Origin of the sequence: Cellulosimicrobium cellulans (assembly GCF_042723955.1) — a bacterium.
Taxonomy (GTDB): Bacteria; Actinomycetota; Actinomycetes; order Actinomycetales; family Cellulomonadaceae; genus Cellulosimicrobium; species Cellulosimicrobium cellulans_H.
Genome location: NZ_JBHXIC010000028.1, coordinates 22,432 through 34,953 on the forward strand (window position 1 = coordinate 22,432; position 12,522 = coordinate 34,953).

At 74.2% G+C, this 12,522-nt stretch carries 15 protein-coding genes; 7 read left to right on the forward strand and 8 right to left on the reverse strand.

The window, feature by feature from the left end:
* Window positions 1-28: 28 nt before the first annotated feature.
* Window positions 29-1,273, reverse strand: a complete 1,245-nt coding sequence (gene dusB, locus ACFWH7_RS09910) for a tRNA dihydrouridine synthase DusB (protein ID WP_378216342.1) — start codon at window positions 1,271-1,273, stop codon at window positions 29-31.
* A 116-nt stretch (window positions 1,274-1,389) separates the two neighbouring features.
* Between dusB and ACFWH7_RS09915 the strand changes: the two genes are divergently transcribed.
* On the forward strand, window positions 1,390-1,548 hold the full coding sequence (locus ACFWH7_RS09915; protein WP_021483859.1) for a hypothetical protein: 159 nt from the start codon (window positions 1,390-1,392) through the stop codon (window positions 1,546-1,548).
* Between the two features lie 121 nt (window positions 1,549-1,669).
* On the opposite strand, the gene ACFWH7_RS09920 is transcribed toward ACFWH7_RS09915, so the two are convergent.
* Window positions 1,670-3,067 carry a glycine--tRNA ligase gene (locus tag ACFWH7_RS09920; protein WP_378216343.1) on the reverse strand — a complete coding sequence of 466 codons (1,398 nt, stop codon included), beginning with the start codon at window positions 3,065-3,067 and terminating at the stop codon, window positions 1,670-1,672.
* Window positions 3,068-3,227: 160 nt separating this feature from the next.
* Between ACFWH7_RS09920 and ACFWH7_RS09925 the strand changes: the two genes are divergently transcribed.
* From ACFWH7_RS09925 to ACFWH7_RS09950, 6 genes are read left to right on the forward strand one after another with little or no spacing between them, the layout of a single operon-like run.
* Window positions 3,228-4,214 (forward strand): metal ABC transporter substrate-binding protein, encoded by a 987-nt coding sequence (locus ACFWH7_RS09925; RefSeq protein WP_378216344.1) that lies wholly within the window; start codon window positions 3,228-3,230, stop codon window positions 4,212-4,214.
* Window positions 4,211-5,041: a metal ABC transporter ATP-binding protein gene (locus ACFWH7_RS09930; protein ID WP_378216346.1), complete on the forward strand. Its 831-nt coding sequence runs from the start codon at window positions 4,211-4,213 to the stop codon at window positions 5,039-5,041. The genes ACFWH7_RS09925 and ACFWH7_RS09930 overlap by 4 nt, the downstream gene beginning before the upstream one ends.
* Window positions 5,038-6,006 (forward strand): metal ABC transporter permease, encoded by a 969-nt coding sequence (locus ACFWH7_RS09935; RefSeq protein ID WP_378216347.1) that lies wholly within the window; start codon window positions 5,038-5,040, stop codon window positions 6,004-6,006. The genes ACFWH7_RS09930 and ACFWH7_RS09935 overlap by 4 nt, the downstream gene beginning before the upstream one ends.
* Window positions 6,003-6,392 carry a Fur family transcriptional regulator gene (locus ACFWH7_RS09940; RefSeq protein WP_053371578.1) on the forward strand — a complete coding sequence of 130 codons (390 nt, stop codon included), beginning with the start codon at window positions 6,003-6,005 and terminating at the stop codon, window positions 6,390-6,392. The genes ACFWH7_RS09935 and ACFWH7_RS09940 overlap by 4 nt, the downstream gene beginning before the upstream one ends.
* 3 nt (window positions 6,393-6,395) lie before the next feature.
* A complete protein-coding gene (locus ACFWH7_RS09945) occupies window positions 6,396-7,001 on the forward strand; it encodes a DedA family protein (protein ID WP_378216348.1) in 606 nt (201 codons plus the stop codon).
* Window positions 7,002-7,031: 30 nt separating this feature from the next.
* The gene (locus ACFWH7_RS09950; RefSeq protein WP_378216349.1) at window positions 7,032-7,709 is read left to right on the forward strand and encodes an alpha/beta fold hydrolase; all 678 of its coding nucleotides are present in this window, start codon (window positions 7,032-7,034) and stop codon (window positions 7,707-7,709) included.
* 59 nt (window positions 7,710-7,768) lie between these two features.
* Here ACFWH7_RS09950 and ACFWH7_RS09955 read toward each other — a convergent pair whose 3' ends face one another.
* The 6 genes from ACFWH7_RS09955 to ACFWH7_RS09980 form a co-directional block, all read right to left on the reverse strand.
* The gene (locus ACFWH7_RS09955; RefSeq protein ID WP_378216350.1) at window positions 7,769-8,146 is read right to left on the reverse strand and encodes a VOC family protein; all 378 of its coding nucleotides are present in this window, start codon (window positions 8,144-8,146) and stop codon (window positions 7,769-7,771) included.
* 57 nt (window positions 8,147-8,203) lie between these two features.
* Window positions 8,204-8,995: an isoprenyl transferase gene (locus tag ACFWH7_RS09960; protein WP_378216351.1), complete on the reverse strand. Its 792-nt coding sequence runs from the start codon at window positions 8,993-8,995 to the stop codon at window positions 8,204-8,206.
* Window positions 8,995-9,825: a DNA repair protein RecO gene (recO, locus tag ACFWH7_RS09965; protein ID WP_378216352.1), complete on the reverse strand. Its 831-nt coding sequence runs from the start codon at window positions 9,823-9,825 to the stop codon at window positions 8,995-8,997. Before recO ends, ACFWH7_RS09960 begins: the two co-directional genes overlap by 1 nt.
* A 36-nt stretch (window positions 9,826-9,861) precedes the next feature.
* A complete protein-coding gene (locus ACFWH7_RS09970) occupies window positions 9,862-10,434 on the reverse strand; it encodes a TetR/AcrR family transcriptional regulator (RefSeq protein ID WP_378216353.1) in 573 nt (190 codons plus the stop codon).
* A 112-nt stretch (window positions 10,435-10,546) separates the two neighbouring features.
* On the reverse strand, window positions 10,547-11,257 hold the full coding sequence (locus ACFWH7_RS09975) for an ABC transporter ATP-binding protein (protein WP_378216354.1): 711 nt from the start codon (window positions 11,255-11,257) through the stop codon (window positions 10,547-10,549).
* The gene (locus ACFWH7_RS09980; RefSeq protein WP_378216356.1) at window positions 11,254-12,375 is read right to left on the reverse strand and encodes an ABC transporter permease; all 1,122 of its coding nucleotides are present in this window, start codon (window positions 12,373-12,375) and stop codon (window positions 11,254-11,256) included. The genes ACFWH7_RS09975 and ACFWH7_RS09980 overlap by 4 nt, the downstream gene beginning before the upstream one ends.
* Window positions 12,376-12,522 lie beyond the last annotated feature (147 nt).

Below are 12,522 nucleotides of genomic sequence, written 5' to 3' on the forward strand. Positions count from 1 at the left end.
GCTCGTCGCCGTCGCCGTCCGGCCGGCGTCAGCCGCCGGAGACGCTCAGCTCGGCCTCGCGCAGGCGCTCCTCGTGCTCGGCGTCGAGCTCGCGCGAGTCCAGCCACCCGTAGGGCAGGTGCGGCGTCTTGGGCGAACCGGCACGACCGCGCTGCCCCTCGGCGGCCTCGCCGGGGTACGGGGCGTCCTGGTCGAGCGCGTCGAGGTGGCCGCGCAGCTCGTCGAGGGTCGAGACCATCGCGAGCGCGCGGCGCGCGTCACCGCCCACCGCGTAGCCCTTGAGGTACCAGGCCATGTGCTTGCGCAGGTCGCGCATGCCCTTGCCCTCGTCCCCGTCGAAGTACTCGATCATGAGCTCGCCGTGGCGGTAGATCGTGTCGGCCACCTCGCGCAGCCCGGGGCGCACGCGCTCGGACCGGCCCGCGAACGCGGCGGCGAGGTCGGCGAACAGCCACGGCCGCCCCTGGCACCCGCGACCCACGACGACGCCGTCGCAGCCCGTCTCGCGCACCATACGGACGGCGTCCTCGGCGGACCAGATGTCGCCGTTGCCGAGCACGGGCACGCTCGTGACCGCCTCCTTGAGGCGGGCGATCGCCGTCCAGTCCGCGGTGCCCGAGTAGTGCTCGGCGGCCGTGCGCGCGTGCAGCGCGACCGCGGCGACGCCGAGACCCTCGGCGATGCGCCCGGCCTCGAGGTAGGTGAGGTGGTCGTCGTCGATGCCCTTGCGCATCTTCACCGTCACCGGCACGCCGTAGGGGCGCGCCGCCTCGACGGCGCCCCGCACGATCGCGGTGAAGAGGTCCCGCTTCCAGGGCAGCGCCGCTCCCCCGCCCTTGCGCGTCACCTTGGGCACGGGGCATCCGAAGTTGAGGTCGACGTGGTCGGCGCGGTCCTCGGCGACGATGATGCGCACCGCCTCGCGCACGGTCGCCGGGTCCACGCCGTACACCTGCGCGGAGCGGGGCGTCTCGTCCGCGCCGAACGTCACGATGCGCAGCGCCTCGGCGTTGCGCTCGACGAGAGCGCGGCTCGTGACCATCTCGGCCACGTAGAGGCCGGGGTCGTCGCCGCCGCTCGCGCCGGCCTCACGGCACAGCGTGCGGAAGGCGCGGTTCGTGACGCCCGCCATCGGGGCGAGGACGACCGGCGTCTCGACGACGATCGGGCCGATCCGCAGCGGCGCGAGCAGCGGACCCGTGCCGGCGGAGGCCGTGCCGGGGTCGACGGTCGTCGTGCTGAGGACGGGGGCGGGAGCAGTCACGCGCTCCATTGTCCCATCCGGAGCAGGCTCACCCGCGAGAGGCGTTCGGCGAGCGAGCAGCGGCCGGTCGTGGCAGTGTTGAGGAGGTCCGGCAATCCAGGCCGGACATGGACGAAAGGGACGACATGCCTCTCTGGCTCATCCTGGTCATCGTCGGCGCCGTGCTGCTCATCCTCGGCGTCGCCATCGAAGCCGCGAAGATCCTCATCTGGATCGGCATCATCGTGCTGGTCGTGAGCCTCGTGATCGGCCTGCTCAACCGGGCGAAGGGGGCGGCCCGCTAGCGCGAGGCCGCAGGGGGCGACGCGTCCCGAACGACGCGACGGAGGGGCGGGACCGCGACGGTCCCGCCCCTCCTGCGTGCCCGAGCGCACGGACCCTCGGGGCGCGCGCTCGGGCGGACGGTCAGGCGCCGAGCAGGTGCCCGGCCAGGTACTCGGTGACCTTGTCGAGCGCGACGCGCTCCTGGGCCATCGAGTCGCGGTGGCGGATCGTCACGGCCTGGTCGTCGAGCGTGTCGAAGTCGACCGTGATGCAGAACGGCGTGCCGATCTCGTCCTGGCGGCGGTACCGACGGCCGATGGCCCCGGCGTCGTCGAAGTCGACGTTCCAGTACTTGCGGAGCTCGGTCGCGAGGTCCTTCGCCTTGGGCGAGAGCTGCTCGTTGCGGCTCAGCGGGAGCACGGCGGCCTTGACCGGCGCGAGGCGGTGGTCGAGGCGCAGGACCGTGCGCGTGTCCACCCCGCCCTTGGCGTTCGGCGCCTCGTCCTCGGTGTACGCCTCGACGAGGAACGCCATGAGCGAGCGCGTGAGGCCCGCGGCCGGCTCGATGACGTAGGGGACCCAGCGCTCGTTCTTCGTCTGGTCGAAGTACGACAGGTCCTTGCCCGAGTGCTCCGCGTGCGTCTTGAGGTCGAAGTCGGTGCGGTTCGCGATGCCCTCGAGCTCGCCCCACTCCGAGCCGGAGAAGCCGAAGCGGTACTCGATGTCGACCGTGCGGGTCGAGTAGTGCGACAGCTTCTCATGCGGGTGCTCGTACAGGCGCAGGTTGTCGCGCGCGATGCCCAGGTCGACGTACCAGTCGGTGCGCGTGTCGATCCAGTACTGGTGCCACTCGGCGTCCGTGCCCGGCTCGACGAAGAACTCCATCTCCATCTGCTCGAACTCGCGCGTGCGGAAGATGAAGTTGCCCGGCGTGATCTCGTTGCGGAACGACTTGCCGATCTGGCCGATGCCGAACGGCGGCTTCTTGCGGCTCGCGCCCATGACGTTGGCGAAGTTCACGAAGATGCCCTGCGCCGTCTCGGGACGCAGGTAGTGCAGGCCGGACTCGTCCTCGACGGGGCCGAGGTGGGTCTTGAGCATCATGTTGAAGTCGCGGGGCTCGGTCCACTGCCCGCGCGTGCCGCAGTTGGGGCACACGATCTCGGCGAGCCCGCCCTCGGGCGCGCGGCCCTTCTTCTCCTCGAACTCCTCGATCATCTGGTCCTCGCGGAACCGCTTGTGGCAGTGCAGGCACTCCGTGAGCGGGTCGGTGAAGACGCCGACGTGGCCCGAGGCGACCCAGACCTGGCGCGGGAGGATGACGGAGGAGTCGAGGCCCACGACGTCGTCGCGGCTGGTGACCATCGCGCGCCACCACTGCTTCTTGATGTTCTCCTTGAGCTCGGTACCGAGCGGCCCGTAGTCCCAGGCGGAGCGGGTACCGCCGTAGATCTCGCCCGAGGGGAAGACGAACCCGCGCCGCTTGGCGAGGGAGACGACGGCGTCGAGACGGGCGGTGGGTGAGGGCGCTGCGGCCACGGACATCACTCCTGGTGCTCACGGCCCCGCACGTGGCTCGTGGGGGCTGGACGGGTGGGCGACGCCCGCACGGGCGCCGACCGACCAGCGTACCTGGCCGTGACCCGCCTCACCCGGAACGGTTTTGACATTCATTCTCAAGAAGGCGGAGACTGGAGCCATGCACCGCTCCCCCGCCCGGCGCCGCCGCGCCCTCGCCACCACCGCCGCCCTCGCCACGGCCGCGCTCGTCGCAGCCTGTTCCCCCGGCGACGGCGGCTCCGGCGGCAGCGACGACGGGCGGCTCCAGGTGCTCGCGTCCTTCTACCCGCTCCAGTACGTCGTCGAGCAGGTCGGCGGCGAGCACGTCGACGTCTCCAACCTCACCCCGCCCGCGGCCGAGCCGCACGACCTCGAGCTCGCGCCCGCCCAGGTGCGCGCGATCGGCGACGCCGACCTCGTCGTCTACCTCTCGGGCTTCCAGCCCGCGGTCGACGAGGGCATCGAGCAGCGGGCCCCGGAGCACGTCGTGGACGCCGCCGAGTCCGCCGGGCTCGAGGAGCACCCGGGCGGCGAGGGCGAGCACGCCGACGAGAGCGCGGAGGAGCACGCCGAGCACGCGGACGAGTCCGGCGACGGCCACGACCACGGCCCGACGGACCCGCACTTCTGGCTCGACCCGACACGCCTCGCCGCCGTCGGCGACGCCGTCGCGGACGAGCTCTCCGCGATCGACCCCGACCACGCGGACGACTACGCCGCCGGAGCCGCCGCGCTCACCGCCGACCTCGACGACCTCGACACCGAGTACGCCGAGGCGCTCGCGCCCTGTGCGGGAGCGACGCTCGTGACGTCGCACGAGGCGTTCGGCTACCTGGCGGAGCGCTACGACCTGCACCAGGTCGGCATCTCCGGGATCGACCCGGAGGCCGAGCCGTCGCCCGCGCGCCTGCGCGAGGTGGGCGAGGTCGTCCGGGAGAACGGCGTGACCACGCTCTTCTTCGAGACGCTCGTCAGCCCCAAGGTGACCCAGACGCTCGCCGACGACCTCGGCGTCAAGACCGCTCTCCTCGACCCGCTCGAGAGCCTCGCGGAGGGTGCGACGGACTACCGTGAGGTCATGGAGTCCAACCTCGAGGCGCTCACCTCCGGCCTCGCCTGCTCATGACGGGCGCAGCGGAGCTCGTCGCTGCGCGCGACGTCCACGTGACCCTCGGCGGGAGCGAGATCCTGCGCGGGATCGACCTGACCGTCGGCACCGGCGAGGTCGTCGCGGTCCTCGGCGCCAACGGGTCGGGCAAGTCGACGCTCGTGCGGGCGCTCGTCGGGATCGTCCCGCTGTCGCGCGGCTCCGTCGACCTGTTCGGTGCACCGCTCGGTCCCCGCCTGCCCTGGCAGCGGCTCGGGTACGTGCCGCAGCGCGTCGCCGCGCCGTCGGGCATGCCCTCCACGGCGTCCGAGGTCGTCGCCTCCGGCCTCCTCGGCGGCGGCCGCCTCCGGCTCCCCCGCGGCTGGCGGGCGCGCACGGTCGAGGCGCTCGACCTCGTGGGGCTCGCCGACCGCGCGGACGACTCCACCGCCGAGCTGTCGGGCGGCCAGCAGCAGCGCGTGCTCATCGCGCGTGCCCTGGTCCGCCGGCCCGACCTCCTCGTCCTCGACGAGCCCGTCGCCGGCGTGGACAAGCCCAGCCAGGAGGCGTTCGCCGCGACCATGACGCGGCTCGTCGGCGACGGGCTCACCGTGCTCGTCGTCCTCCACGAGCTCGGGGCGCTCGCCCCGCTCATCGAGCGCGCGGTCGTGCTGCGGCACGGCCGCGTCGTGCACGACGGCGCCCCGCCCCGCGCGTCGTCGACCCACGCCGGCGCCACGCACCAGCACCTGCACCCGCACGAGCCCGCGGACACCGACAACCGCGCCACCGGCCCGGAGACGGGCCTCACCGACACCCTGAACCCCGACCTCGCCGCGGGCCACGCACCCAGGACGGCCTCATGACCACGTTGTTCTCCGAGATCTCCCTGATGCTCACCGACCCCCTCATGCAGCGCGCGCTGGTCGCCGCGCTGCTGGTCGGCGTCAGCGCACCCGTCGTGGGCACCTACCTCGTGCAGCGCAAGCTGTCGCTCCTCGGCGACGGCATCGGGCACGTCGCCCTCACCGGCGTCGCGCTCGGCTGGCTCGTCGGGGCGGCGATGGGCGTCGTCCCGAACGACGCGCTCGCGATCCCGGGGGCTGTCGTCGCGGCCGTGCTCGGCGCGGTCGCCATCGAGGTCGTGCGCGAGCGCGGCCGGACGAGCGGCGACCTCGCGCTCGCGCTCCTCTTCTACGGCGGCATCGCGGGCGGCGTCCTGATCATCGGGCTCGCCGGAGGCTCCTCGGGGAGCCTCATGCAGTACCTCTTCGGCTCCATCTCGACCGTCACGTCGTCGGACCTCGTCCTCACGGTCGTGCTGAGCGCCGTGATCCTGCTCGTCGGCGTCGGGCTGCGCGCGGCCCTCTTCTCCGTGAGCCACGACGAGGAGTTCGCGCGCGCGTCGGGCCTGCCCGTGCGGACGCTCAACATCGCGGTCGCCGTCGTCGCCGCGCTCACGGTGACGGTGTCGATGCGGGTCGTGGGACTGCTGCTCGTCAGCGCCCTGATGATCGTGCCCGTGGCGGTCGCGCAGCTCGTCACGCGCTCGTTCCGCCGCACGATGCTCGTCGCGTCGGTCGTCGGCGTGGTCGTGTGCGTCGTGGGGCTGTCCTTCACGTACTGGAACAACGTCTCGCCGGGCGCGACCATCGTGGTCCTCGCGATCGCGACCTACCTCCTCGTCGCCGTCCTGCGGCCGCTGTGGGTCCGGCGACGCCCGCGCGTGGCGCGCGACCCCCACCCGGACATCCCCGACGACGTCGAGCTCGACCTCGTACCCTCGGGGGCGTCGGACCGCACACCCGGAGGTGACACGTGCAGCGCATGACCCGGCAGCGCGCCGCCGTCTCGGACGCGCTGGAGGACCTTGACGACTTCCGCAGCGCCCAGCAGCTCCACGAGATCCTGCGCACGCGCGGGGACAACGTGGGCCTCGCCACGGTCTACCGCACGCTCCAGAGCCTCGCGGACGGCGGCGACGTCGACGTGCTGCGCACCGAGGAGGGCGAGAACCTCTACCGGCGGTGCGAGCGGCGCGAGCACCACCACCACCTCGTGTGCCGCACGTGCGGTCGCACGGTCGAGATCGACGGCCCGACCGTCGAGGCGTGGGCCAACCAGGTGGGCACGTCGCACGGGTTCGTCGACATCCAGCACACGATCGAGCTGTTCGGCACGTGCGCGGGGTGCGCACGGGCCTCCGTGCGGGACTGAGCCGTGCCCGACGCGCTGGACGGTGCTCCGTTCGCCGCGCTGTTCGCCTTCTTCTTCGCGATCGCGTTCGTGCGGACGCAGGCGACCTACTGGATCGCGCGGCTCGTCACGACGTGGACGCTCGACCGCACGCGGCCCGTGAAGCCGTGGGTCGCGCGGGTCCACGCCTGGCTGTCCGGACGCTCGGCGGCGCGCGGGATCGAGACCGTCCGCCGCTGGGGCGTCCTCGCCGTGCCCGCGTCCTTCCTCGCGACCGGGACCAAGACGGTCGTCAACGCCGCCGCGGGCGTCGTCCGGATGCCGTTCGGCCGCTATCTCGCCGCGATGACGCTCGGGTGCGCGGTCCACGCGACCATCTACGCGACCGTCGGCTGGGCCGTGTGGACCGCCGCCTTCGCCGCGGCGACGGGGTCGCCGTGGGGCGTCGCGGCGCTGGTCCTCGTGGTCCTCGCCGTGGTCGTCGGGGTGGTCGTGACGGTTCGACGCCGCGCCGCCCGCGGGCGCGTCGCCGCGGCGGGCTCGGCGGTCGCCCTCGACGGAACCGGCCTCGTCCTGGACGCCGACGCCCCGGTCCAGGACGGGCGGGACTCGACGCGCCTCGACCGATGAGATGACGCGCGCCCGACCGTCCGAACGTGCATGACCACGTTCCTCCTGCTGCCCGGCGCCGGCGGCGACCCCGCGTACTGGGACCTGCTCGCGCCGGAGCTCGCCCGGCTCGGTCACCTCCCCGTCCCCGTCGACCTGCCCCAGCACGACGAGGGCTACGGCTGGGCCGACCTCACCGACGTCGCCGTCGCGACCCTGCACCGCGCGGCCGGACCCGTCGAGCGGGGCGACCTCGTCGTCGTGGCCCAGTCCATGGGCGCGTACGTCGGCCCGCTCGTGTGCGAGCGCGAGGAGGTCGGCCTGCTCGCGCTGCTCAACCCGATGATCCCGCTGCCCGGCGAGACCGGTGCCGACTGGTGGCGCGCGACCGACCACGCCGCGCGGCGTGCCGCCACGGGACTCGGGCCGTTCGACCCCGTGGACGACTTCCTCCACGACGTGCCCGACGCCGTCGCGGCCGTCGTGCAGCAGAGCGACCGCCAGCCGTCCGAGCGCTCGTTCGCCGAGCCGTGGCCGACCCGCTCGTGGCCCGACGTGCCGACGGTCGTGCTCCAGGGCGACGACGACCGGCTCTTCCCGGTGCCCTTCCAGCGCGCCGTGGCCCGCGAGCGTCTCGGCATCCAGGTCGAGACGCTGCCCGGGGGCCATCTCGTGGCGCTCAGCCGGCCGGTCGAGCTCGCCGCCCGGCTCGACGCGCTCGCCCGCTGACGGCCCGTCCCGGGCGGGGGCGCGGATCGAGGGGTGCCGGCGGCGGCGCCGGACCGGGCTCAGCCGAGCGTCGTCGCGGAGCCGTCGGCCGCGCCGACGCAGAACTGGTTGCCCTGCGGGTCCTCGAGCACGGCCCAGCGGTAGCCCGGCATCGTGTGCTCGGCGACGAACGTCGCACCGGCGGCCACGAGCGCAGCGACGTCCGCCTCGCGGTCGGACGTCCCGAGGTCCAGGTGCAGCCGGTTCTTGCCAGGGGTCGGGTCCTCGACACGCTGGAAGCCGAGGACCGGTGCGCTCACGCCCTCCGCGGGCACCACCTCGAGGAACCACCCGTCCGACTCGTCGACCACCCTTCCGCCGAGCTGACGCGCCCACCACTGCGCGAGCGGTCGCGGGTCGGTGGAGTCCACGGTCACCATGCCGATGCTCAGAGCCATGGCGCGCACGCTACCGGCCGCCGCCCACGCCGTCCCCCGCACGGCCCGGCCACGGTGTCAGGCGGTGCCGCCCACCGCGTCGACCGCGCCGCCGTAGCGGCGGTCACGGCGCGCGTACTCCTCGACCGCGCGCCACAGCGACCGACGGTCGACGTCCGGCCACGGCTCCGGGAGGAAGACGAGCTCCGCGTACGCGGCCTGCCAGATCATGAAGTTGGACGTACGCTGCTCGCCCGAGCTCCGCAGGAACAGGTCGACGTCCGGCAGGTCGGGCTCGTCGAGGTGCTGCTGGATCGTCCGCTCGGTGACCTTGCCCGGGTCGAGCCGCCCGGCGGCGACCTCGCGCGCGATGGCGGCCGCGGCGTCGGCGATCTCCGCGCGCCCCCCGTAGTTGACGCACATCGTCAGGGTGCACACGTCGTTGTTCTTCGTCTGCTCCTCCGCGATCTCGAGCTCCTTGATCACGGACGTCCACAGCCGCGGCCGGCGCCCCGCCCACCGCACGCGCACCCCCCACGAGTCCATCTCGTCGCGGCGCCGCCGGATCACGTCGCGGTTGAAGCCCATGAGGAACCGCACCTCGTCGGGCGAGCGCTTCCAGTTCTCCGTCGAGAACGCGTACGCCGACACGTGCTTGACGCCGATCTCGATCGCCCCCGCGACGACGTCGAGCAGCGCGGCCTCGCCCGCCTCGTGGCCCGCGGTGCGCGGCAGCCCGCGCGCGTTGGCCCAGCGACCGTTGCCGTCCATGACGACGGCCACGTGGTTCGGCACGAACTGCGCCGGGATCGCCGGGGCCCGCTCGCCGCTCGGGTGGGGGAACGGCGGAGCGTACGTCCGCTTCGCCATCAGGCGTCCGCCCCGCGGCCCTGACGGTCTGCGGCGACGCCGACCGGTCCGGCATGCGAGGCGGCAGGCGGGGCGACGGGCGCGTCCCGCTCGACCATGCGCAGTGATCGCAACGTTCTCTCCAGGTGGTATTGGCTGTACGCGGCCACGAGGCCGCTCGCTTCCTTGCGGTGCCGGGCGTCCGACGCGTCGGCGGTCTCCCACTCCCCCGCGAGGAGCGCGGCGAGGAGGGCGAAGGTCTGGGGGGCGGGCGCCGTCGACCCCGGTGGGCGGCAGCGCGAGCAGACCGCACCGCCCTGCGCGACGGCGAACGCGTGGTGCGGGCCCGGCTCGCCGCAGCGTGCGCAGTCGACGAACGACGGCGCCCAGCCCGCGACCGCCAGGGCTCGCAGGAGGTAGGAGTCCAGGACGAGGCCTGGTGCGTGCGCCTGCTCGGACAACGCCCGCAGCGCCCCGGCGAGCAGCCAGTACTGCTGCACCGCGGGCTCGCGCTCGTCCGCGACGAGCCGCTCCGCCGTCTCCAGCATCGCCGCGCCCGCCGTGTACAGGCCGTAGTCCTCGCAGATCCGCCGCGCGTACGGGCCGATCGTCTCCGCCTGCGTCACCGTGTCCAGCGAACGGCCCGCGTAGAGCTGGACGTCGACGACCATGAACGGCTCCAGCCGCGCCCCGAACCGGGACGACGTGCGCCGCACGCCCTTGCCCACCGCGCGCACCTTGCCGTGCTCGCGCGTCAGGAGGGTGACGATACGGTCCGCCTCGCCCAGCTTCTGGGCGCGCAGCACGATCGCGTCGTCTCGGTACAGCACCACGCCCCTATTGTCCGTCATGCCGCCGACACGGCGCGCACCACCCGCCGACGACGCTCAGGCCGGCGCGAGGCAGCCGAGGACCGCCCGCACGCGGTCCAGCGTCGTCGTCGCGTCCTCGCCCGCCTCCACCTGACGGGCCGCGGCGAGGACGACCGCATTGACGAGCTCCGCGGAGCGCGCGGCGTCCGGGACGCCGCGCTGCTCCAGGGCCTCCACGAGCGGCACGAGGATCGTCGCGTGCATCGCTGCGCTCTGCTGCGCGAGCGCCTCGCGGCCCGCCTCCGCGCGCAGCGCGGCGACGACCGCGTGCTCGCCCTCGGCGACGAGGAGGAGGTTCTCGCGCGCGTACGCGACGATCGCGTCCTCCGGGGTGGCCGCGGCGGCCCCCGCGGCCGTGATGCGCGCCGACCAGCGCGGCACGACGTCGGCGACGACGGCGTCCAGGAGCGCCTCCCGCGACCCGAAGTACTGGTAGACGCTCGACCGGGCGAGCCCGGCGCGCGCCGCGACCGCCGCGAGCGTGAGCCCGCTCCCGTCCTCGCGGATGAGCTCGCGCGCGGCGTCGAGCAAGGTCCGCAGCTGCGCGGCGCGGTGCTCCGCCACCGTCGGAGCGGCGATCTTCGGCACGGTGCCTCCTCCTCCCCGGGCACGACGACCCGGCCGGACCATCATGCCCGAGGACCGGGCGCGGAGGCGGCGCCGTCCTCGCCGACGCCGGCCCCCGCGAGCACCCGGCCGGTCACCCGGTGACGGCCGGGAGCCCGAGGCGCCCGTCGACCATCTCGACGACCCGGTGGCAGTGCTCGAGCACGTCGTGGTCGTGCGTCACCATGAGCGCGGCGGCGCCGAACGCCTCCGCCTCGCGGGCCAGGAGGCTCACGACCTCGTGGCTGCGTGCCCGGTCGAGCGCCGCCGTCGGCTCGTCCACGAGGAGCAGCGCGGGGCTCGCGACGAGAGCTCGGGCGATGCCCACGCGCTGCCGCTCGCCGCCGGAGAGCTGGTCCGGGCGACGGTCCGCACGGTGGCTCATGGACACGGACTCCAGGAGCTCGCGGGGGTCGCGGGCGCGGGGGTCGCGCTCGTCGATCCGGGCGATCCGCAGCGCGAGCCGGAGCTGGTCGACGCTCGTGAGCGCCGGGAGGAGGTTGCCGGACTGGAAGACGAAGCCGATGCGCTCGCGCCGCAGCCGGGCGCGCTCGCGCTCGCCCGACGCACCGAGGTCGACCCCTTCGAGGCGGACGGTCCCGGACTCCGGCGCCGTGAGCGCGCCGGCGACGGCCAGGAGGCTCGACTTGCCGGAGCCCGACGGCCCGACGACGCCGACGAGCTCGCCCGCGGCGACGCTCAGGCTCACCTCGTCGAGCGCGACGACGGTCGAGTCCCCGTCGCCGTGACGGACGGTGACGCGGTCGATCTCGAGCACGGGCGTGGCGGGGGTGGTGGTGCTCATCGCTGCCCTCCCAGGGCGGTCAAGGGGTCGACGGAGGTGATGCGCGCGACGGCGACGGCCGCTCCGGCCATCCCGAGGACGAAGAGCAGGACGCCGGCCAGGACGAGGTCGGGCGCCTGGAGCGCGAACGGCATCGGGGACGCCCCGAGGCCCGCGCCGGCCGCGACGCCGAGGGCGAAGCCCACGCCGATCGAGGCGAGCAGGAGCACGGCGGCCTGCCCCAGGCTGTCCGCGAGCAGGAACCGGCGCCGCGCACCCATTGCCCGCACGACGGCGATCTCGTGCCGGCGCTGGATGACCCAGACGGTGAAGAACGCGCCGACGACGAGGGCGGAGATCGCGTAGAGGAACACCTGGATGAGCAGGAGCGTCGCCGTCTCGGCCGTGTACCCCGGCGAGGCGCCGAATGACTCGGTGAGCGTGCGGGTCACCGTGCCCGCCGCCGCGTCGGCGGCCTCCCGGTCGAACGACCCGGCGTCGGTGCGCAGGGCGACGGCGGTCGCGACGTCCGGGACGTCGGCACCCGGGTCGTCCGCGCCGGCGAGCAGCTCCTGCCACGTGCCGAGCGGGAGGTACGCGACGTCGACGTGCCCGAACGTGTGCTGGTCCTCGAGGACGCCCACGACGGTGAGCGTGCGGTCCGGACGCGCGAGGGTCACGGTGTCTCCGACGGCGAGACCGTCGTCGGCGGCGGTGGCCGAGACGACGATCCCTTCCGCCGCGCCGACCGGGTCGCCGTCCGCGAGAGCCGTGGGGGCGACGAACGAGCCGGGATCGACGCCCACGAGGGTGAGGTCGAGCGGCGTGCCGTCCTCCTGGTGCGCGTTCGACAGCAGGAGGCCGTACGGGGCGGCGTCGAGCACGCCCGGCTGCTCGGCCATGGTGCCGACCTGGTCGGTCGCGATGACCGACCGGGTGAACGCGGCGTCGGTCCCCGTGCCCTCGGCGAAGGCGAAGTCGGTGACGGGCGTGCGCTTGAGGCCGGAGACGCCGTCGTTGACGAGGCCGGCGGAGAGCCCGGAGAGGAGGACGACGAGGACCGCGACCAGCGCGACGACACCGCCCATGAGCAGGAAGCGGGTTCGCGCGAAGACGAGCTCGCGCAACGCGAGGAACATGAGGAGCCTTCCAATGTTGTCGACAGTGCGTCGGTATCTTACCAACGCGGCGTCGACAAAACGCCGAGGGGGCCCCCCCCCCCGCCGTCGGGGGCCGCGCGGGGGGAGCGCGGGGGGGGGGGCGCGCCGCCCCCCCCCCCGCCCGGG

Bases quoted from the DNA above. Each gene is read 5' to 3' on its own strand.
- ACFWH7_RS09935 (WP_378216347.1), top strand. From the start codon at position 5,038: ATGACCACGTTGTTCTCCGAGATCTCCCTGATGCTCACCGACCCCCTC.
- ACFWH7_RS09980 (WP_378216356.1), bottom strand. From the start codon at position 12,375: ATGTTCCTCGCGTTGCGCGAGCTCGTCTTCGCGCGAACCCGCTTCCTG.
- ACFWH7_RS09955 (WP_378216350.1), bottom strand. From the start codon at position 8,146: ATGGCTCTGAGCATCGGCATGGTGACCGTGGACTCCACCGACCCGCGA.
- ACFWH7_RS09975 (WP_378216354.1), bottom strand. From the start codon at position 11,257: ATGAGCACCACCACCCCCGCCACGCCCGTGCTCGAGATCGACCGCGTC.
- ACFWH7_RS09915 (WP_021483859.1), top strand. From the start codon at position 1,390: ATGCCTCTCTGGCTCATCCTGGTCATCGTCGGCGCCGTGCTGCTCATC.
- ACFWH7_RS09925 (WP_378216344.1), top strand. From the start codon at position 3,228: ATGCACCGCTCCCCCGCCCGGCGCCGCCGCGCCCTCGCCACCACCGCC.
- ACFWH7_RS09930 (WP_378216346.1), top strand. From the start codon at position 4,211: ATGACGGGCGCAGCGGAGCTCGTCGCTGCGCGCGACGTCCACGTGACC.
- ACFWH7_RS09940 (WP_053371578.1), top strand. From the start codon at position 6,003: ATGACCCGGCAGCGCGCCGCCGTCTCGGACGCGCTGGAGGACCTTGAC.
- dusB (WP_378216342.1), bottom strand. From the start codon at position 1,273: ATGGAGCGCGTGACTGCTCCCGCCCCCGTCCTCAGCACGACGACCGTC.
- ACFWH7_RS09950 (WP_378216349.1), top strand. From the start codon at position 7,032: ATGACCACGTTCCTCCTGCTGCCCGGCGCCGGCGGCGACCCCGCGTAC.
- ACFWH7_RS09960 (WP_378216351.1), bottom strand. From the start codon at position 8,995: ATGGCGAAGCGGACGTACGCTCCGCCGTTCCCCCACCCGAGCGGCGAG.
- recO (WP_378216352.1), bottom strand. From the start codon at position 9,825: ATGACGGACAATAGGGGCGTGGTGCTGTACCGAGACGACGCGATCGTG.